Here is an 18,032-nt window from a genome sequence, read left to right as displayed (position 1 = left end):
CCTTTCGGTGCGGCTCAACTCCTGGTGGTGGTTGCCGCACGTGGCCCGCGCGGCAGGTAGACGAGGGCTTCGGTGGCGACGAAGCGCAGGACGAAGGTGGTGACGAGCGCGAGGGCGGTGGCCGGCAGGACGTCCATGTCGAGGTGGCCCACGAACAGCGCGATGAGCGGGATCCGCAGGAGCAGGTCGGCGTTGGCCAGGAGCGCGAAGCGGCCGAGGCGGTCGAGGCGCCGGCGGTGGTGGCGCCGGTCGCGGAAGACCAGCGTCTCGATGAGCCAGAAGTTCCACAGGACCCCGGCCTGGTTCGCGACGACCTCGGCCACCAGGTACTGGACGCCGACGTGGGTCAGCAGCCAGAGCGCGGCCAGGTTCGGGACGAACCCGGAGAGCCCGACGAGGCCGAAGCCGATCATCCGGGCGAGCGGGTTCGCACAGCGCAGGGCGGCCAGGTGGGCGAGGAAGCGCAGCCCCTCGCGGGGCGTGGACTTCGAGGCGCCGGCGTGACGGTCCTCGAAGACGTACGGGACCTCGGTGATGGTGCGCGGCCGGCAGCGGACGGCCAGCTCCAGCAGGATCTCGTGGCCGAGGGGGGCGAGGGCCTCCCCGGTGACGGCGCCGCGGCGGATGGCGAAGAAGCCGCTCATCGGGTCGCCGACCCCGCGCAGGGCGCGCGGGAAGAGCCCCTTGGCCAGCAAGGTCGCGGCGCGGGAGACCGCGACCCGGTGGCCTCCGGCGAGCCCCGCCCGGCTGCCGCCGGGCAGGTGGCGGGAGGCGACGACCAGGTCGGCGCCGGCGCGGATGCCCTCGCCGACGAGTTCGGGAACCAGGTGGGGCGGGTGTCGGAGGTCGGCGTCCATGACGACGATCCACTCGTACCCGGCCCGCGCCATCCCCTCGACGACGGCCCCGCCGAGCCCGCCGACGGGCCGCTCCCGGTGCAGGACGGCCACCGGGAAGGGGCAGTCGGCTCCGGCCTTCTCGATCGCCGCGGGGGTGTCGTCGGTGGAGTCGTCGACGAGCAGCACCTCACAGGGCGGGTCGGCGGGGAGGACGGCGGCGAGCCGGCGCAGCAACTCCCCCACGTTGTCGGACTCGTTGAAGGTCGGGATGATCAGGGTGATGCCGGCGGGGGCGGAGACCGGCGGGGCGTCGACCTCCGGGCCCCGCGGGTCGTCCAGGGAACGCGGGGGCCACAGGTCCTCGCTCATCGTGGTTCAGCTCCACTCTCGCGGTCGGTGCGGCGGATCTCGATGCGGTCCTCGCCCGCGCCGAAGACGGCCACCACCGTCGAATGTTCGAGTGCAGCCTTCACGTTGGGCAGGTTCGCCGCGTCACGACGCACGGTGGGCGAGGAGACGACGTAGTCGATGTCCCGCCAACCGCGCGGCAACGTCTTCGTGACGGCCGGGTCGAGGTCCGCCTTGTAGAACCAGATGGCGCCCAGGCCGGGTGCGAAACCGCGGTGAACGGCGTCCAACCAGAGCGCGTCGTCGACGAGGACGCGGGTGTTCGCCGGGTCGGCGACCTCCGAGCCGAGCCAGGACGCGGCCTGCCGGTAGGGGCCGTTGGCGTCGACGGTCAGCGCGGTGCGGTTGCCCTCGTACCAGCGCGGCAGGACGTACGCGGCGGCGCAGACGGCGAGTACGCCGACCAGCGCGCGGCGGCCGTACACGAGCCCCCGGCGCTCCCCCGGCGCCCGCCGGCGGCGCAGGACGGCGTGGGTGACGCTGGCGGCCGCCGCCGCCAGGACCAGGGCCAGGAAGGGCAGGGCCTGGATCACGTACATGGCGGGGAGGTAGCCGGAGGGCCGCATCGCGACGACGGCGAGGATCACGGCGGCCAGGGCGGGTCCGGCGAGCGCCCTCGCCGTCACCGACCAGCGGAAGGTGACCAGCAGCAGGACGGCGCCGGCGAGGCCGCCGAGCGGCAGGACGGTGTCGTAGTACAGCCAGGACCGGAAGACGCCGTGGGAGCCGGAGCCGGGATCGAGGATGAAACCGGAGCCGGGGCGGCCCATCTGGTAGGTGATGCCGTCGATGAGGGACACGTGCCCGGCGCCGGGCAGCAGCTCTCCGTTGAGGAGGGCGAACAGGGGGTACGAGAGGCCGATCAGGGCGCAGGCGGTGATGGCTCCGGTGACGGCGAACTTGCGGGTGTCGCGGTGGCTGTGGCGCCACATGGTCACCAGCAGCGCCGGCAGCACCACCAGCATCGTCTCCTTGGTCAGGACGGCGGTGGCGGCCGCCAGGCCCGAGCCGAAGTGGTGCCACAGGTGGCGGCTGGGGGACGCGGCGAGGCAGAACGCCAGCAGCATCCACATCACGGCGAGGTTGTCGAGGAAGATCTCCCGCTGGAGGACCACGGACAGCGGGGACAGCCCGAACAGGCCCATCGCGAGGCCGGCGGCCCACCGCGGCAGCCACAGGCGGCGGGCGAGGACGTAGATGAGCACGGCGCTGACGGCGGAGACGGCGAGCATCGCGAACCGCATCGGGGCGACGGTCATCGACTCGGGCACGATCAGCGACGGCAGGTACGTCAGGGCGGCGACCTGGATCCAGCCGAGCGGCGGGTGGTCGTACCAGTACGTGTAGTGCGCGAGGCCCTCGCCCTGCTGGACGGCCCAGGCCTGGGCGAGGTAGGTGCCCTCGTCGTCGCTCAGGGTGGGGAAGTTGGTGATGTTCCAGCCCTGCACGAGGACGATCACCAGCAGCAGGACCCCGCAGAGCAGCAGGTCGGGGCGCGAGGAGCGGAAGCGGACGAAGGGGCGGGCCGGCGCGGGCGGGCGCACGCCGAGTCCGCCGCGGACGCCAAAGCCGGCGGCGGTGTCGGTGGCGGCGGCGGCCCGGGGGGCGGGCCCGGTCTCGCCGCCGGGCAGGGGCCGGACGGGAAGGAGCTGCGTGCCGGCGCCCGTGTCGTTCGTCGCGCCCGGCTGGGGATCAGTGGCCGTGGGCAGGGTGGCGGTCACTGGTGGCTGTCCTCTCGGATCGCGGTGGTGGCCGTCGCCCCGGTGAGGTGGGCTCCGGTGTGGCTGGTCAACTCCCACTCGCCCTGGCCGCGCTGCTCGCGCCAGACCGCGCGGATCGCGGCGCCGGCCAGCATGACCTGGTAGAACGGGCCGCCGACGACGAGCTTGAGGTAGTGCGTGAAACGCACGCGCAGTCCGTACTGGCGGCCGAAGTCGTGCAGGCCGACGATCTCGAAGACGAACGTCACCATCGCCGTGATCAGGGGGAGGAAGGTGATGATCGCGATGCCGACGGGGACGTCGAGGAAGACGGCGACGGCGAAGTTCAGCGGGATGATCACCCCGGACGCGGCCTGCATGAAGGGGGTCATCAGCGTGTAGCGGGCCAGCCAGCGCTGGCCGCGCCCGGGCAGCTGCTGCCAGTCCTTCTTCCGGTAGACCTGGAGGAAGCCCTGGTTCCAGCGGGTGCGCTGCTTGAGCAGGCTCATCAGCGAACCCGGCGTCTCCTCGCGGGTGACCATGTCCGAGTCGTAGGCGACGACGACCTTCTTGCCGACGGAGGACAGCCGCACGCCGAGGTCGCAGTCCTCCGCGAGGCAGTTCTGGTCCCATCCTCCGGCCTCGCGCAGCACGTCCGTGCGGACGAAGACGGTGTTGCCGCCGAGCGGGATGAACCCCTTCTCGGCGTGCAGGTGCAGGCGGGAGCGGAACCAGAAGAAGTACTCCAGGCAGTTGCGCAGGCTGTACCAGCTGGAGTGGAAGTTGATGAGCTGGACCCCGCCCTGGACCACGTCCGCCTCGGTCGCGCGGAAGGCGTGGTCGACGTGGGCCAGCAGTTCCGGGTGGACCTGGTCCTCGGCGTCGAAGACGCCGACGATGTCGCCCCGGCAGTGCGGCAGGGCGGTGTTGAGGGCCTTGGGCTTGTTCTTGGTCTCGTGGTGGTCGACGACCACCCGGACCCGGTCGGGCGCCCCGGCTGCGGCGCCCTCGGCGACGGCCGCCGTCTCGGGGTCGTCGTGGCCGACGATGACGATGATCTCGTAGTCGGTGTGCGTCGATTCGAGCAACCGGTCGATGGTGTGCCGCAGGACGGCCTGCTCGTGGCGGGCGGGGAGCAACAACGAGAACGCCAGCCTGCCGCCGCCGTCGGGGCGGTCGAAGCGGGTCGAGGCGAGCGTCTCGGGCGTGCGCCACGCGTGCATCTGCCACCACAGGGTGAAGGCGGCCATCCAGAAGAGCGCAAGCGAAATGGCGGATATCAGTACAGAGGTGAACAATCTGTCCCCCACAGACGTGCCGCAACCCCAGGCGGCGATCGACGAACCCCCCGGAGGCGTGACGCGGGCCCCCCGGCCCGCCGCCTCCGTTCCCCCCTTGAGCGCACCCCCCAGTGCGCCGTCTCGGTGGACCCGAACGACCTGAGACTAGGCAGGGAACGTGAAGCTCAGGCGCTCCCTGGATAAAAACCACGTTTCCGAGTTGATGTACGACAACCGGAATTGACGGTACTCCTCACGAATCAGGGACGAACCGCCCCCAACTGCTGCGCCAGCTCGACCGGTTCCGTCGTAGGCCGCGCGCAGACGAAATGTCGACACACATACGCCGTCGGAAGGTCGCGAACGAGTGTGCGCTCGTCAAGAAGGGGGAACTCCGCGCCCGCGCCGTCCGCCGTACGCGGCATCCCGACCGCCACCACCGCCCCGGGAGCCGTCCCCAGCAACGCCGTCCGGTGCAGCGCGGCGCGCGCCGGATCGTCCGGATGCCCCACGACGGCCACCTCGCGCGGCCCGTCCACCAGCGCCTCCGCCACCGCCAGCCCGTGCCCGATGAACCGCGGCACGCGCGGCCCGAGGGAGTGCACCACGCCCAGCGCCCGCTCCGCCGCGGTGCGGTGCGCCTCGGAGCCGGTGTGCGCGGCGTACGACAGCAGCGCGCCCGCCGCGGCCGTCCAGCCGGAGGGCGCGGCGGTGTCGGTGGGGTCCTGGGGGCGCCGGATGAGCCGCTCGGCGTCGTGCGCGGTGTCGTAGAGGGAGCCGTCCTCGGCGGTGAAGCGGGCCAGGATGAGGTCGACGAGGAACCCGGCGAACTCCAGCCACACCCCCTCGCCGGTCACGGCGGCCAGCGTCAGGAAGCCCTCGGCCACGTCGCCGTAGTCCTCCAGCACCCCGGCGTTCGCCCCGACCTGGCCGTCCTTGCTGGTCCGCGCCAGCCGGGCCCGCCCGTCCATGTGCACCCGCACCAGGAGGTCGGCGGCCTCGATGGCCCGCTCGACCAGGTCCGGCCGCTCGAAGTAGGCCCCGCACTCGGCGAGCGCCGCGATGGCGAGCCCGTTCCAGGCGGCGACGACCTTGTCGTCCCGGCCGGGCGCGGGGCGTTCGGCGCGCGCGGCGAGGAGGCGCGCCTTGATGTCGGCGAGCCGGTCGGCGTCCACGACGGGCCCGTCCTGCGGGAGTTGGAGGACGGACTTGCCGTGCTCGAAGGTGCCCTCGTCGGTGACCGCGAAGCAGGCCCGGGCCACCGCGGCGTCCTCCTCGCCGAGCACGTCGACCAACTGGCCCGGCGTCCAGGCGTAGTAGGCCCCCTCCACGTGTCGGCCGCTGCCCGGCTCCTCGCTGTCGGCGTCGAGCGCGGAGGCGAACCCGCCCTGTTCGGTGCGCAGTTCCCGCACCATGAAGTCGGCCGTCTCCAGCGCCACGCGCCGCGCGAGTTCGGAGCCGGTGGAACGCCACAGGTGCGCGTAGACGCGGCACAGGAGGGCGTTGTCGTACAACATCTTCTCGAAGTGCGGCACCACCCACTCGCGGTCGACCGCGTACCGGGCGAAGCCACCGCCGAGCTGGTCGTAGATCCCGCCCCGGGCCATCGCCTCGCAGGTGTCGCCGGCCATCTGGAGGGCGCCCTCCGAGCCGGTGCGGGCGTGGTGGCGCAGGAGGAACTCCAGCACCATGGACGGCGGGAACTTGGGGGCGCCGCCGAAGCCGCCGCGCGCGGAGTCGTACTCGCGGGTGAGGCCGAGCAGGGCCCCGGCCAGCTCCTCGGGGCCGGGGGTGCCCGCCTTGCCGTAGTCGAGCTGCCGCCCGGCGAGGTCCCGTACGATCCGCTGCGCGACCTCGGCGACCTCCTCCGGCCGGCCGACCCAGGCGGTGCGCACCCCTTCGAGGACCTGCATGAAGGAGGGCATGCCCTGGCGGGGCTCCGGCGGGAAGTAGGTGCCGAAGTAGAAGGGCTCGGCGTCGGCCGTCATGAACACGGACATGGGCCAGCCGCCCTGCCCGGTGGCCGCCTGCACGGCCTCCATGTAGACGGCGTCGACGTCGGGGCGTTCCTCGCGGTCGACCTTGATGTTGACGAAGTGTTCGTTCATGTAGGCGGCGGTCAGCTCGTCCTCGAAGGACTCGTGCGCGAGGACGTGGCACCAGTGGCAGCTGCTGTACCCGACGCTCAGGAAGACGGGCACGCCGCGCCGGCGCGCCTCCTCGAAGGCGGCGGGCTCCCACTGCCACCAGTCGACGGGGTTGTCCGCGTGCTGGAGCAGGTACGGGGACGTGGCGTGCGCGAGTCGGTTGGGCATGCCCCCATCCTCGCGCACCGGGGCCGGGGGGACTCGAACGCCGGGGGTCGTGGCGGGTGGTGGTGGGGTGGGTGCGCAGGGTTCGCGCGGCCACGGACCGTGCTGCGCGGGGGCGGCGCGGGTGACCGTCGGGGCGTCAACTACCTCTGAACCAGCTCAGATTCCCTCGCGCTCGGGTCCGTCCCGCAGGACACTTGGCGCACGGTGCGCGGTGCACGGAACTCTCCGAGGAGGACGCCGATGCGGGACAGTCATCGTGTCGAGGCCGAGCGACTTCTGGTCCGGGCCGTCGAGGAGGAGGCCCGCGGGGCATCCGGCGGCGGGTCCGTGGACCGGGGGGCGTTGCTGGCGCGCGGCCGTGAGGCCCTGGACGGGATGGCCGCCGCGGCGGCCGAGGAGTACGCGGCGTACGTGTCGGCCCTGGACGAGGCCGCCGCCGGGAAGCAGTCGCTCGGGGAGGCGTTCCGGCGTGGCGGCAACGGGGCGGCCCTGTGGGCGACGGCGGTCGCGGCGGCGGCCGCGGTCGGCGCGGACCTGGCCTTCGGCGTCGACGCGGGCACGGCGATCAGCGCGGGGGTGGTCGTGGGCGTCGCGGGGGCGGCCGCGACGGTGGTGAAGGTGACGGCCTCCCACGTCCCGGCGGCGAACCGGCGGGCGGGGGTTGCGGGCCGTCCCGGCGGGGCGGAGCAGTTGCGCTTGCAGTGGCTGACGGCGCTGGAGGTGCGCGGGGTCCGGCCGTTCCTGGAGCAGCAGCGGCTGGTGGCGACGGCGGTACGGGGACCCGTGCGCGGCCGCGCGGGCGTGAACGGCGGGGTGGCCGGCGGGGCGGGCGGACCGGGCGGCGGATCCGGTGCGGCCGGGGGTGGCGGAGCCGTCCTCGGCAAGCAGTCCCCGGGCCCGCTCGCCCCGCTGCGCGGCAACGACCGCAGCGCGGAGGCCCGCCGGCGCAGCATGCTGGAGCAGTCGTTCGGGCAGCTCCCGGACGCGGGGCCGCTGTTCGTGGGGCGGCAGGCGGAGCTGGCGCGGATCGCCCAGTGGGTGCACGGTGCCCGTGCCAGTACGGAGACGCGGCCGGTGGTCGTGGTGCTGCACGGCGAGCCCGGGGTGGGGCGCACGGCCCTGGCGCTGCGGGCGGCGCACGCGCTGCGGGACCAGTTCCGGGGCGCGTGTCTGGTGGACCTGCGGGGCGGTACGGCTCCCGGTGAGTCCCCGCTGTCCACCCGGGAGGCGTTGTTGCACCTGCTGAACCGGTTGGGGGCGCCGCGGGAGCAGTTGTTGTTCCGGGAGGGGGCCTCGGCGGAGCAGCAGGTGAGGCGGCTCGGAGAGCTGTACCACCAGCACCTGGCGGGGTTGCCGGTGACGGTGGTGCTGGACGACGCGGTGGACGTGGAGCAGGTGCGGGCGCTGGTGCCGGAGCGTTCGGAGAGCCTGGTGCTGGTGACGGCGCGGGAGCCGCTGGAGCTGCCGGAGGATCTGGGGGCCTGGGTGTACCGGCTGCCGGTGGGGCGGTTGTCGGAGCGGGACGCGGCCGAGGTGTTGGGGGCGGGGGCGCGGGCCGCGGGCGAGGGCGCCGCGGGTGCGGGCGGCGGGGCCGGTGCGGGGGCGCGGGCCGGGTTGTCGGCGTTGGGGGCGGGGTTGCCGTTGGCGCTGCGGGTGCTGGCGCCGTTGGGGGCGGCGCGGGCCTCGGACGGGGACGTCGGGCGGGCTTCGCTGGAGCACGCCCTGGACCTGGCGTACGCGCGGTTGCCGGAGGAGCGGCGCCGGTTGCTGCGCCGGCTGACGTTGGCGGGGCGGGCCTCGTTGGGCGCGGCGGCGGCCGCCGCGCTGACGGGTGCGGGCCGGGTGGAGGCCGGGCGGCTGCTGCGCGAGTTGGCGCAGGCGGGGCTGCTGGACCTCGTACGCGGGGAGCGGTACCGGATGCACGACGCGGTGCGGGCGTACGCGGCGGCGCGGCTGGCGGCGGACGAGGACCGGGCGGAGTCGGCGGCGGCCCACGAGCGGCTGATCCGTGACTACGCGCAGCTCGCGGACTCGGTGATCCGGATGGTCGACGGGAAGATGTCGACGCGGGCGAACCACTTCGGGGGGCACGGGTTCGCCTCGCTCGACGCGGCGCTGCGGTGGTTGGACGACGAGTCGAGCTTCATCACGGCGGCGCTGCGGCATTCGGAGGGGGTGGACCAGCAGGCGGTGCTGGACCTGTTGGGCGCGCTGTGCGACTTCTGCCTGTTGCGCGGGGACCTGTACCGGCTGGGTGAGATCAACGAGCTGACGCGGGCGGTGGACCAGGGGCGGCTGAACCGTTCGGTGCAGTGGCGTACGGGTATCGCCGCCCGCCAGCTGGGCGATCTCGACAAGGCCCGCACCACGCTGGCGTCGGTGGTCGACCAGTACCGGGAGGCCGAGCAGGACGCGGGGGCGGGCATGGCGCTGATCTCGCTGGGGATCACGCTGCACCACCAGGGGAACCTGCCGGAGGCGGCGGCGCGGATCCGTGAGGCGCTGGTGTTGCAGGAGCCGCCGGAGCTGGCGGGCGACCGGGCGTGGGGGTTGCACGCGTTGGCGGCGGTGGAGCGGGACCGGGCGCACCTGGCGGAGGCGATGGCGCTGCTGGAGGAGTCGTTGGCGCTGCACCGGGAGAGCGAGAGCGTGCACGGTGAGGCGTGGGCGCACTTCCAGCTGGGGCAGGTGTACCTGCGGACGGGCGAGGTGGCGCGGGCGGAGGCGGAGCTGGGGCGGGCGCTGGAGCTGTACGGGCGGACCCGTGACGACCGCGGCGAGGCGTGGGCGTTGACCCAGTCGGGCCGGGCGCGGGTGGTGGACGGTGATCCGGCGGGGGCCCTGGAGCGGCTGCGGGAGGCGCTCGGGCGGCACCGGTTGGCGGAGGACGCGCGCGGTGAGGCGTGGACGCTGTACCACCTGGGGCAGGCGCTGGAGGAGAACGGCGAGCCGGACAAGGCGGTACGGGAGCTGGAGCGGGCCCGGACGATGTTCTCGCGGATGCGGGACGTGTACGGGCTGGCGCACGCCCGCCACCATTCGGGTCGGGTCACGCGCGACCTCAACGCGGCGCGGACGGGGAACCTGCGCAATTCCGGCTTCGCCCGGCAGTTGCTGACGGACGCGCGGGCGGACTTCCGGCGGATCGGGTTGGCCCACGGGGAGGCCTGGACCTGTCTGGAGCTGGCGGTGGTGGAGGCGGGCAACGGGCGGTCGGCGCAGGCGGCGGGCCTGTGCGAGGAGGCGGTCCGGCTGTTCGGTTCGTACCGGGACCGGCGCGGGGAGGACTGGGCGCGGTTCCTGCGGTGCACGCTGCTGCCGTACGTCGACGCCCCGGCCGTGACCGTGCCGGTGGGCGTGGAGGGGGCGCGTGCCGAGCTGGCGGCGCTGGCGGCGGCCGGGCATCCGCTGCGCGACGGCCGGCTGGAGGACTGCCTGGAGACGTACGGGGTGGTCCTGGCCCGGGGTGTGGATCCGGCGGAGGGCTGGCAGGCGTGGCGGTTGGGGCTGGTCCCGAACCTGCACTCGCAGGAGCTGATGGGGGTCCCGGTCCCGCCGCCCGCGCCCTGACCGGACGCCGGGGCCGGCGGTGCCGTGCGGCCGGGGCGACGCCGGTCGGGGCCGACACGGCGTGCCGACCCGGGCGGATCCGCAGGACCGGCCGGGTACGCCGGACCCGGGCGGGTCCGTTGCGGTCGGCCGGGGCCGGTGGGCGCCGCCGGGGTACGCCGAGCGGGCCCGCGTGCCGGGGCCGGGCACGGCGGGCGTACGGCCGCTCGCGGCCGCGTGCGCCCGGGGCGGGCGCGGCCGGGGGCCGCGACGGGCGGGCCCGGGGCGGCGTACGGCCTTCGGGGCCGCGCGCCGGGGCCCGCCGGCCTACGACTTCGGGGTGCTCTTGCCCGCCGCACCGGCGGCCGGTTCGGGGGCTTCCTGGAAGTCCACCCGGCCCATGTGCCGGTTCATCGACTTCATCAGGCCCCAGACGCCGAGGGCGAGGGCCGCGAACACGAGGAACCCCAGGATTCCGGGGGTCACCTTGTTCTTGTCGAAGGTGTCGGCGGCCAGCGGAAGGAACTGGGTGATTGCTGCCTGCGTAGCGCTCATGGCTAAGCATTCTCCCGGATGCCCGCGAAGAGGTCGGACTCGGGGAGGGAAGTGTCGACGAGCGACTTCGCGAGCTCGTACTCCTCCGTGGGCCAGACCTCCTTCTGGATCTCCATCGGGACGCGGAACCAGCCGCCGTCGGGGTCGATCTGCGTGGCGTGCGCGATGAGGGCCTTGTCACGGATCTCGAAGAAGTCGGCGCACGGCACGTGGGTGGTCAGGGTCCGCTCCTTGCGCTCGAACTCCTTCCACCGCTCCAGCCACTCGCCGTAGGGGGACTCCAGGCCGCGGGCGAGGAGCGCCTCGTGCAGGGCGATGGTGCGCGGCTTGTTGAAGCCCTGGTTGTAGTAGAGCTTCTGCGGCCGGTGCGCCGGGCCGAACTCGGCCTCCGGGAACTTGTCGGTGTCGGCCGCGCCGTCGAAGGCCACCATCGTGATCTTGTGGGTCATGATGTGGTCGGGGTGCGGGTAGCCGCCGTTCTCGTCGTACGTGGTGACGACCTGCGGCTTGAAGGCGCGGATCTTCTTCACCAGCTCGCCGGCGGCCTCGTCCACGTCCGCGAGGGCGAAGCAGCCCTCGGGCAGCGGGGGCAGCGGGTCGCCCTCGGGCAGGCCGGAGTCGACGTAGCCGAGCCATTCCTGCTGGACGCCGAGGATCTCGCGGGCCTCGTCCATCTCCTTGGCGCGGACCTCGTGGATGTTCTCCTCGATGTACTTGTCGCCCTGGAGCTTGGGGTTCAGGACGGAGCCGCGCTCACCGCCGGTGCAGGTGACGACGAGCACGGGCACCCCCTCGGACACGTACTTGGCCATGGTGGCCGCGCCCTTGCTCGACTCATCGTCGGGGTGGGCGTGGACGGCCATCAGTCGAAGCTGCTCGGTCAAGACAGGATCCTCTGCGAATCGGGCGCGACGGTCGGCTTCTATAGTGACGCCTCCCCGGGGCAAACGACGAAGGGGATTCCCCGCCCGCTGTCCCCGCCCTCCAGCGCCCTTCGTGCGCCCCTCGTGCCCCTCCCGAGCGGGACGCGGGAGGCCCGGAGGCCGGCCCGATTCCTCCCCGCCCGGGGCGCCGTGGCATGCTCCAGTTACCTGGATACCGGACCGGTGGGGGAAGCCCCCGGCCCCGCGGAGAGGAACGATCATGAGCGCGGTACGCGAAGGGCTCCCCGAGGGCCGCTACGGCCGCTCCGCGGACGAGCGTGCGGACCGCAAGCTGAAGGTCGTCGGCTCGGTGCTGGGCGTCGGGCTGCTGGCCGTGGTCGGGTGGATCGGCTGGGACTACGTGGGCGGTCAGACCGTCAGCGCCGAGGTGATCAAGTTCCAGATCGTCTCCGACCGCGAGGTCCAGGTGCACCTGGAGGTCCGCAAGGAGGCCTCGGTGAAGGGCGTGTGCACGCTCAGCTCCCAGGACGAGGGGCACGGCGAGGTGGGTCGGGCGGACTTCGTCATCGACGAGCGGGCGAAGCGGGTGGACGAGCTGGTCACCCTGAAGACCACCGGCCGCGCGACCATGATCGAGCTGGTCGGCTGCCAGGCGGCGGGCACCGCGCGCTGACCTACGGGTCCTCCCCCTCCGCCCTCCGCCCTCCGCCCCGCGACGGACGACGCGGTCGACACCGGGACGGGACGCGGAACGGGGAGATTCGACGCCCCGGCCGGTTACCGCCCGGAGGAGTCGCTCGCCGAGGGCCGCGTCCTCACGCATTTCGAACGCTGACGTCGTCACGCGGTTCATTCGGGCCCCACGAGCCCGGCGGAGGCACGATGACACACTTCATACACATGGTGTCCTCCCCCTTTTCTTCCCGAATTGTTAGGCTCGTGGTTTCGCCCGCCGCTGGCGGCTTTGAAGTCCCCTGTACCGACGAGGAGCACCCGTGACCCAGACGAGCGAGAGCGTCACCTGGCTTACCCAGGCGGCGTACGACCAGCTGAAGGCCGAGCTGGACTACCTCTCTGGTCCCGCACGCACGGAGATCGCCATGAAGATCGCAGCCGCCCGCGAGGAGGGCGACCTGCGTGAGAACGGCGGTTACCACGCGGCCAAGGAGGAGCAGGGCAAGCAGGAGCTCCGGGTGCGCCAGCTCACCCAGCTCCTGGAGAACGCGAAGGTAGGCACCGCGCCCGCGTCCGATGGTGTGGTCGCTCCCGGCACCCTCGTGACGATCGCCTTCGACGGCGACGAGGACGACACGCTGGAGTTCCTGCTGGCCTCCCGCGAGTACGCCTCCTCGGACTTCGAGACCTACTCCCCGCAGTCCCCGCTGGGCAGCGGCGTGAGCGGCAAGAAGGTCGGCGAGGACGCCCAGTACGAGCTGCCGAACGGCAAGAAGGCCACGGTCAGGATCCTGGCCGTCAAGCCGTTCACCGGCTGATCACTCCCGCACACGCGAAGACCCCCGCCGGAACCGGGTTCCGGCGGGGGTCTTCGCGTGTGCGGCGCGGGTCGGGCGGCGGGTCAGGCGGTGGCCGAGCGGTACTTGCGGACCGCCAGGCTGCGGAACACCACGATGATCAGCAGGGACCACAGGACGGACGCGAGCACCGGGTGCTGCATCGGCCAGGCCTCCGGGACGGGGTAGCCGGGCGGCAGGTTGCCGAAGAGCTCGCGGGCCGCCTGGACGGTGGCGCTGAAGGGGTTCCACTCCGCGATGTGCCGCAGGAAGGTCGGCATGTTCTCGGACGGGACGAAGGCATTCGAGATGAAGGTGAGCGGGAACAGCCAGATCAGCCCGCCCGAGGTGGCCGCCTCCGGGGTGCGCACCGACAGGCCGATCAGGGCGCCGATCCAGGAGAAGGCGTAGCCGAGCAGGAGGAGCAGGGCGAAGCCTCCGAGCACCTCGCCGAGGCTGGTGTGGGTGCGCCAGCCGACGAGGAGGGCGACGATCGCGAGGACGATCAGGGTCAGGGTGGTCTGGACGAGGTCCGCCAGGGTGCGCCCGGTGAGGACCGCGCCGCGCGCCATGGGCAGGGAGCGGAAGCGGTCGATCAGGCCCTTGTGCATGTCGTCGGCGATGCCCGCGCCCGCGCCGGCGGTGGCGAAGGTGACGGTCTGGGCGAAGATGCCGGCCATCAGGAACTCGCGGTAGGCCGCCGGCGAGGTGTTGCCGCCGACGCTGATGGAGCCGCCGAAGACGTAGCTGAACAGGACGACGAACATCACCGGCTGGATCACGCCGAAGATGATCATCTCGGGGATGCGGGACATCCTGATGAGGTTGCGCTGGGCGATGACGAGGGAGTCCGTGACGCCCTGGACGACTCCGCCGCGCGGCCGGGGGGCGGCCGGTCGGGGGGCGGCCGGTCCCGGCGCCGCCGGGTCGGTGACGGTCACTTCGCCGCCTCCTTCGTCCTGGATCCGGACCCGCGCGCGGACCCGCGGCCCTTGGGGTCCGCGCCGCCTTCCGCGTCCTCGTCGGTCGCGCGTTCGGCGGCGTGGCCGGTGAGCGAGATGAACACGTCGTCGAGGGTGGGGCGGCGCAGGCCGATGTCGTCGATCTCGATGCCCCGGCCGTCCAGTTCCCGGATGACCTCGGCGAGCAGCCTGGCCCCGCCGGCCACCGGGACGGTGAGCTTGCGGGTGTGCTCCTCGACGGTGGTCTCGCCCTTGCCGAAGCCGGCGAGCACCGTGCGGGCCTCGGCGATGTGCTCGCGTTCGTGGACGACGACCTCGACGCGCTCGCCGCCGGTGCGGGCCTTGAGCCGGTCCGAGGTGCCCCGGGCGATGACCCGGCCCTGGTCGACCACGCAGATGTCGTGGGCGAGGCGGTCGGCCTCCTCCAGGTACTGGGTGGTGAGCAACAGGGTGGTGCCGCCCGCGACGAGTTCCTCGATCACGTCCCACAGGGCCTGTCGGTTGCGGGGGTCGAGGCCGGTGGTGGGCTCGTCCATGAACATCACGGGAGGGCGGACGACGAGGGCGGCGGCGAGGTCGAGGCGTCTGCGCATGCCGCCGGAGTAGGTCTTGGCGGTGCGGTCGGCGGCGTCGGCGAGGTGGAAGCGCTCCAGCAGCTCGTCCGCGCGGGCCTTGGCCTCCTTGCCGGACATCTGGTAGAGCCGGCCGACCATCCGGAGGTTCTCGCGGCCGGTGAGGTATTCGTCGACGGCGGCGAACTGGCCGGAGAGGCCGATGGAGCGGCGGACGTCGTTGGGGCGGGCGAGGACGTCGATGCCGGCGACGAGGGCCTTGCCGCTGTCGGGTCGAAGGAGGGTGGTCAGGACGCGTACGGTCGTGGTCTTTCCCGCGCCGTTGGGGCCGAGGAGGCCCAGCACGGTGCCTTCGGGGACATCGAGGTCCACGCCGTCCAGTGCCCGTACGTCGCCGAAGGTCTTGACCAGACCTTCGGCGTAGATGGCGCCTGGCATTTGGATTCTCCCGTGTGCGATGCGAAGCGAATCGGCTGAATGGGGGATGTTCCTGCGCAAATCCTAGGGGCGCCGGGCGGGCCTCGCCCGGCGGTATCGGACCGGACCAGGACGGTATCGCGTCATATCGCGTCACGCCATGCCTCGAACGTGTTCCTCCGCGGCGGGAGCGTGGCCTCCCTACGAGCTCGTCACCCGGTACCCCGCGCCGTGCAGCGAGCGCGCCACCTGGGCGCAGTGCTCCGGGCCCTTGGTCTCCAGCTGCAACTCGACCTCGACCTCGGTGAGCCCGAGCCGCGGATCGGTGCGCACGTGGCTGACGTCCAGCACGTTCGCGTCCACCACCGACAACACCCCCAGCAGCCCGGCCAGCGCCCCCGGCCGGTCGGCCACGCGCAACCGCAGGGACAGGTAGCGGCCCGCCGCCGCCATGCCGTGCCGCAGGATCCGCTGGAGCAGCAGCGGGTCGACGTTGCCGCCGGACAGGACGGCGACCACCGGGCCGCCCCCGTACAGCTCGGGCTCGCTCAGCAGGGCGGCCACCGGGCTGCACCCGGCGGGCTCGACGACCAGCTTGGCCCGCTCCAGGCAGAGCAGCAGCGCGGAGGACAGGGCGTCCTCGGAAACCGTCCGCACGTCGTCCAGCAGCTCCCCGATGATCGCGAACGGGACGTCCCCGGGACGACCGACCTTGATGCCGTCGGCCATCGTGGTCGGGTTGTCGACGGACACCGGGTGCCCGACCCGCAGCGAGGGCGGGTAGGCGGCCGCGCCCGCCGCCTGCACGCCGATGACCTTCACGTCCGGGCGCAGCGCCTTCACGGCCACGGCGACCCCGGCCGCGAGACCGCCGCCGCCGATGCCGACGAGGATCGTGCGCACCTCGGGGCACTGCTCCAGGATCTCCAGGCCCACGGTGCCCTGGCCGGCGATGACGTCGCGGTGGTCGAAGGGGTGGATGAACACCGCGCCGGTCCGGTCGGCGTACTCCTGGGCGGCGGCCAGGGTCTCGTCGACGACGTCCCCGTACATCCGCACCTCGGCGCCGTACTCCTCGGTGGCGGCCACCTTGGGCAGCGGCGCCCCTACCGGCATGAACACGGTGGAGCGGACCCCGAGCAGCGAGGAGGCCAGGGCCACGCCCTGCGCGTGGTTGCCGGCGCTCGCCGCCACGACGCCGGCCGCGCGCTGTTCGGGGCGCAGGCCCGCGATGCGCACGTAGGCGCCGCGCAGCTTGAAGGAGCCCGTCCGCTGGAGGTTCTCGCACTTGAGGTGCACCGGGGAGCCGGTGAGGGCCGTGAGGTGCCTGCTGCCCTCCATGGGGGTCACCCGTGAGACGCCCGACAGCATCTTCTGGGCGCCGCGGACGTCGTCGAGGATGACCGAGGGGACGGGCTGGGGCACGCGGTAGTTCATGCGGTCAGTCTCGCAGCCTCCGGGGACCGCGGCGCATGGGCGAAATCCCGCCATGCCGGACGGGTCCGGCACGGCCCGGCGGACGGGTCGTATCAGTTCTCAAACGCGGCGTACGAGCCGCCGTGCGTCCGCGTACTCTGTCCCCCAACCTTGTCGACCCCATGTGAAGAGAGCCCACGGCCATGCCCTCCATCCCGGCCAGTTCCGACCTGCCCACGGCGGCCGAAGCGCCCGCCGGCCCCGGCCTCCTCGACGCGCTCCAGCACCAGGTGGCGGTGTTCGCCCGGCGCGCCGAGCAGACCCGCCTGGGCGGTGTCGGCCAGGCCCGCAACTCGATGGACCGCGCCGCGTACCTGCTGCTGAACCGCCTCGACCTGGAAGGCCCGATGGGCGTGAAGGCGCTGGCGGGCGGCATGGGCATCGACTCCTCCACGGTGACCCGTCAGGTCGCCCCGCTCGTGGACTCCGGTCTCGTCAAGCGCACCTCGCACCCCGAGGACGGGCGCGCCGTGGTCCTCGCGCTGTCCCCGCGCGGGCTGGCCCGTCTGGAGGAGGTCCGCTCCTCCCGGCGCGAGCTGATGGCGCGGGTGACGGAGGGGTGGGACGAACAGGAGCGCACGGCGTTCACCACCCTGCTGACCCGGTTCAACCTCTCGCTGTCGGAGCTGATGGCGGCCGCCGCCGAGGGCGGCCCCGCTTCCTGAGCGCGCGGAACGCGGCCCGGCGGATCCCGGCCCGTCCGACCCCTTGACCCGGGTGGTGGCCCCGGCCGCACCATGGGTGCCGTGGACCGGCGTTCGGGGCGAGACCCGGAGTTCGAGGCCTTCGTCGCGGGTGCGGCGGGGCGGCTGCTGTACGTCGCGGTGCTGCTGACGGCCGAGCCCGCGGACCGGGCGCCCGTCGCGCGCCGGATCCTCGCGGGCGCGCTGGCGCGGACCTACGCGCACTGGACGCGCTCGCGCGGGGACGATCCCTACGACCGCACCCGCCAGGAGCTGTGCGCCGCGTACGCGCGGGGCGCGTGGCGGCTGCCCGCCGGAACGGGGGTGCTGGCACCGCTGAGTCCGCTGGAGCGGCTGGTGCTGGTGATGCGGATCCACGAGGGGGTCGCGGAGGAGGTCACCGCCGCGCAGCTCGGGTTGCCGCCGGAGCGGGTCGAGGCGGTGTGCAACCGGGCCGTGGCGACGCTGCGGGCGCTGCGCGCCGCTTCCGCGGGCGCCGCGAAGGCCTCGGGCGGGTCGGGTGGCTCGGGGCCGGCTGTCCGGCGGGGTGCCGCATGAGCCCGTACGACCGTAAGGAAGCGCAGGTCAGGGAGCTGCTGGAGGGTCCGTACCCGGCGGTGCCGGCCGATCTCGCGGCGGCGGCGGCCACGCACGGGCGGCGTCTGCTGCGCCGCCGCCGGGCCCTGCGCCGGTTCGGCTGGAGCCTGCTGTGGGCGGCTGCGGTGGCCTTCACCGTGTGGGCGGCGATGACCCGACCCTGGGCCGTGCCGCCGAGCGACGTCTCCCCGCCCCTGGAGGGCTGGTAGCCCATCCGGGGACGGGGAGAGGGGCGCGGTACGCCGTACGCCGTGACCGGCCGAGGGCCGTGACCGGCCGAGGGC

General features: G+C 73.4%; 15 protein-coding genes. 6 read left to right on the top strand and 9 right to left on the bottom strand.

The features are described 5' to 3' along the window. Positions 1-14 precede the first annotated feature (14 nt). The 4 genes from ACZ6ZI_RS30690 to ACZ6ZI_RS30675 form a co-directional block, all read right to left on the bottom strand. Positions 15-1,208: a glycosyltransferase gene (locus tag ACZ6ZI_RS30690; protein WP_469526221.1), complete on the bottom strand. Its 1,194-nt coding sequence runs from the start codon at positions 1,206-1,208 to the stop codon at positions 15-17. Continuing rightward, on the bottom strand, positions 1,205-2,968 hold the full coding sequence (locus ACZ6ZI_RS30685) for an ArnT family glycosyltransferase (RefSeq protein ID WP_469526219.1): 1,764 nt from the start codon (positions 2,966-2,968) through the stop codon (positions 1,205-1,207). The genes ACZ6ZI_RS30690 and ACZ6ZI_RS30685 overlap by 4 nt, the downstream gene beginning before the upstream one ends. Beyond that, positions 2,965-4,245, bottom strand: coding sequence for a glycosyltransferase (locus tag ACZ6ZI_RS30680; protein WP_363062429.1), 1,281 nt, complete (start codon positions 4,243-4,245; stop codon positions 2,965-2,967). The genes ACZ6ZI_RS30685 and ACZ6ZI_RS30680 overlap by 4 nt, the downstream gene beginning before the upstream one ends. Before the next feature lie 242 nt (positions 4,246-4,487). Further along, a complete protein-coding gene (locus ACZ6ZI_RS30675) occupies positions 4,488-6,542 on the bottom strand; it encodes a thioredoxin domain-containing protein (protein ID WP_469526218.1) in 2,055 nt (684 codons plus the stop codon). A 240-nt stretch (positions 6,543-6,782) separates the two neighbouring features. Here ACZ6ZI_RS30675 and ACZ6ZI_RS30670 point away from each other — a divergent pair, with 240 nt between their 5' ends. Then, positions 6,783-10,112 carry a tetratricopeptide repeat protein gene (locus tag ACZ6ZI_RS30670; protein WP_469526216.1) on the top strand — a complete coding sequence of 1,110 codons (3,330 nt, stop codon included), beginning with the start codon at positions 6,783-6,785 and terminating at the stop codon, positions 10,110-10,112. Positions 10,113-10,418: 306 nt separating this feature from the next. On the opposite strand, the gene ACZ6ZI_RS30665 is transcribed toward ACZ6ZI_RS30670, so the two are convergent. Next, entirely contained in the window at positions 10,419-10,646 is a 228-nt protein-coding gene (locus tag ACZ6ZI_RS30665; protein WP_363062435.1) for a hypothetical protein, read from the bottom strand. Positions 10,647-10,648: 2 nt separating this feature from the next. Next, on the bottom strand, positions 10,649-11,530 hold the full coding sequence (gene mca / locus ACZ6ZI_RS30660) for a mycothiol conjugate amidase Mca (protein WP_469526214.1): 882 nt from the start codon (positions 11,528-11,530) through the stop codon (positions 10,649-10,651). Positions 11,531-11,789: 259 nt separating this feature from the next. Here mca and ACZ6ZI_RS30655 point away from each other — a divergent pair, with 259 nt between their 5' ends. Both ACZ6ZI_RS30655 and greA read left to right on the top strand, forming a co-directional pair. After that, the gene (locus ACZ6ZI_RS30655) at positions 11,790-12,203 is read left to right on the top strand and encodes a DUF4307 domain-containing protein (protein WP_363062439.1); all 414 of its coding nucleotides are present in this window, start codon (positions 11,790-11,792) and stop codon (positions 12,201-12,203) included. Between the two features lie 322 nt (positions 12,204-12,525). After that, the gene (gene greA / locus ACZ6ZI_RS30650; RefSeq protein ID WP_363062443.1) at positions 12,526-13,023 is read left to right on the top strand and encodes a transcription elongation factor GreA; all 498 of its coding nucleotides are present in this window, start codon (positions 12,526-12,528) and stop codon (positions 13,021-13,023) included. A gap of 83 nt (positions 13,024-13,106) precedes the next feature. Here greA and ACZ6ZI_RS30645 read toward each other — a convergent pair whose 3' ends face one another. From ACZ6ZI_RS30645 to ilvA, 3 genes are all read right to left on the bottom strand, one after another. Beyond that, positions 13,107-13,982 carry an ABC transporter permease gene (locus tag ACZ6ZI_RS30645; protein WP_469526213.1) on the bottom strand — a complete coding sequence of 292 codons (876 nt, stop codon included), beginning with the start codon at positions 13,980-13,982 and terminating at the stop codon, positions 13,107-13,109. Beyond that, positions 13,979-15,013, bottom strand: coding sequence for an ATP-binding cassette domain-containing protein (locus ACZ6ZI_RS30640; protein ID WP_363062447.1), 1,035 nt, complete (start codon positions 15,011-15,013; stop codon positions 13,979-13,981). Before ACZ6ZI_RS30640 ends, ACZ6ZI_RS30645 begins: the two co-directional genes overlap by 4 nt. 180 nt (positions 15,014-15,193) lie before the next feature. Then, on the bottom strand, positions 15,194-16,429 hold the full coding sequence (ilvA, locus tag ACZ6ZI_RS30635; RefSeq protein WP_363062449.1) for a threonine ammonia-lyase: 1,236 nt from the start codon (positions 16,427-16,429) through the stop codon (positions 15,194-15,196). A gap of 182 nt (positions 16,430-16,611) precedes the next feature. Between ilvA and ACZ6ZI_RS30630 the strand changes: the two genes are divergently transcribed. The 3 genes from ACZ6ZI_RS30630 to ACZ6ZI_RS30620 all read left to right on the top strand — a co-directional run bounded on the left by ACZ6ZI_RS30630 (position 16,612) and on the right by ACZ6ZI_RS30620 (position 17,957). Further along, positions 16,612-17,133: a MarR family winged helix-turn-helix transcriptional regulator gene (locus ACZ6ZI_RS30630; RefSeq protein ID WP_363062451.1), complete on the top strand. Its 522-nt coding sequence runs from the start codon at positions 16,612-16,614 to the stop codon at positions 17,131-17,133. A gap of 72 nt (positions 17,134-17,205) precedes the next feature. Further along, positions 17,206-17,709, top strand: a complete 504-nt coding sequence (locus tag ACZ6ZI_RS30625; protein ID WP_469526211.1) for an RNA polymerase — start codon at positions 17,206-17,208, stop codon at positions 17,707-17,709. Next, positions 17,706-17,957, top strand: coding sequence for a hypothetical protein (locus tag ACZ6ZI_RS30620; protein WP_469526209.1), 252 nt, complete (start codon positions 17,706-17,708; stop codon positions 17,955-17,957). Before ACZ6ZI_RS30625 ends, ACZ6ZI_RS30620 begins: the two co-directional genes overlap by 4 nt. The last annotated feature ends 75 nt before the right edge of the window (positions 17,958-18,032 follow it).

The sequence above is a fragment of the Streptomyces sp. NPDC103540 genome (genome assembly GCF_055584445.1).
This window is presented reverse-complemented; position numbering and strand designations above follow the sequence as displayed.

Coding starts and splice junctions, on each gene's coding strand:
- ACZ6ZI_RS30690 (WP_469526221.1), bottom strand. CDS start 1,208: ATGAGCGAGGACCTGTGGCCCCCGCGTTCCCTGGACGACCCGCGGGGC.
- ACZ6ZI_RS30675 (WP_469526218.1), bottom strand. CDS start 6,542: ATGCCCAACCGACTCGCGCACGCCACGTCCCCGTACCTGCTCCAGCAC.
- ACZ6ZI_RS30670 (WP_469526216.1), top strand. CDS start 6,783: ATGCGGGACAGTCATCGTGTCGAGGCCGAGCGACTTCTGGTCCGGGCC.
- ACZ6ZI_RS30665 (WP_363062435.1), bottom strand. CDS start 10,646: ATGAGCGCTACGCAGGCAGCAATCACCCAGTTCCTTCCGCTGGCCGCC.
- ACZ6ZI_RS30655 (WP_363062439.1), top strand. CDS start 11,790: ATGAGCGCGGTACGCGAAGGGCTCCCCGAGGGCCGCTACGGCCGCTCC.
- ACZ6ZI_RS30640 (WP_363062447.1), bottom strand. CDS start 15,013: ATGCCAGGCGCCATCTACGCCGAAGGTCTGGTCAAGACCTTCGGCGAC.
- ilvA (WP_363062449.1), bottom strand. CDS start 16,429: ATGAACTACCGCGTGCCCCAGCCCGTCCCCTCGGTCATCCTCGACGAC.
- ACZ6ZI_RS30630 (WP_363062451.1), top strand. CDS start 16,612: ATGCCCTCCATCCCGGCCAGTTCCGACCTGCCCACGGCGGCCGAAGCG.
- ACZ6ZI_RS30625 (WP_469526211.1), top strand. CDS start 17,206: ATGGGTGCCGTGGACCGGCGTTCGGGGCGAGACCCGGAGTTCGAGGCC.
- ACZ6ZI_RS30620 (WP_469526209.1), top strand. CDS start 17,706: ATGAGCCCGTACGACCGTAAGGAAGCGCAGGTCAGGGAGCTGCTGGAG.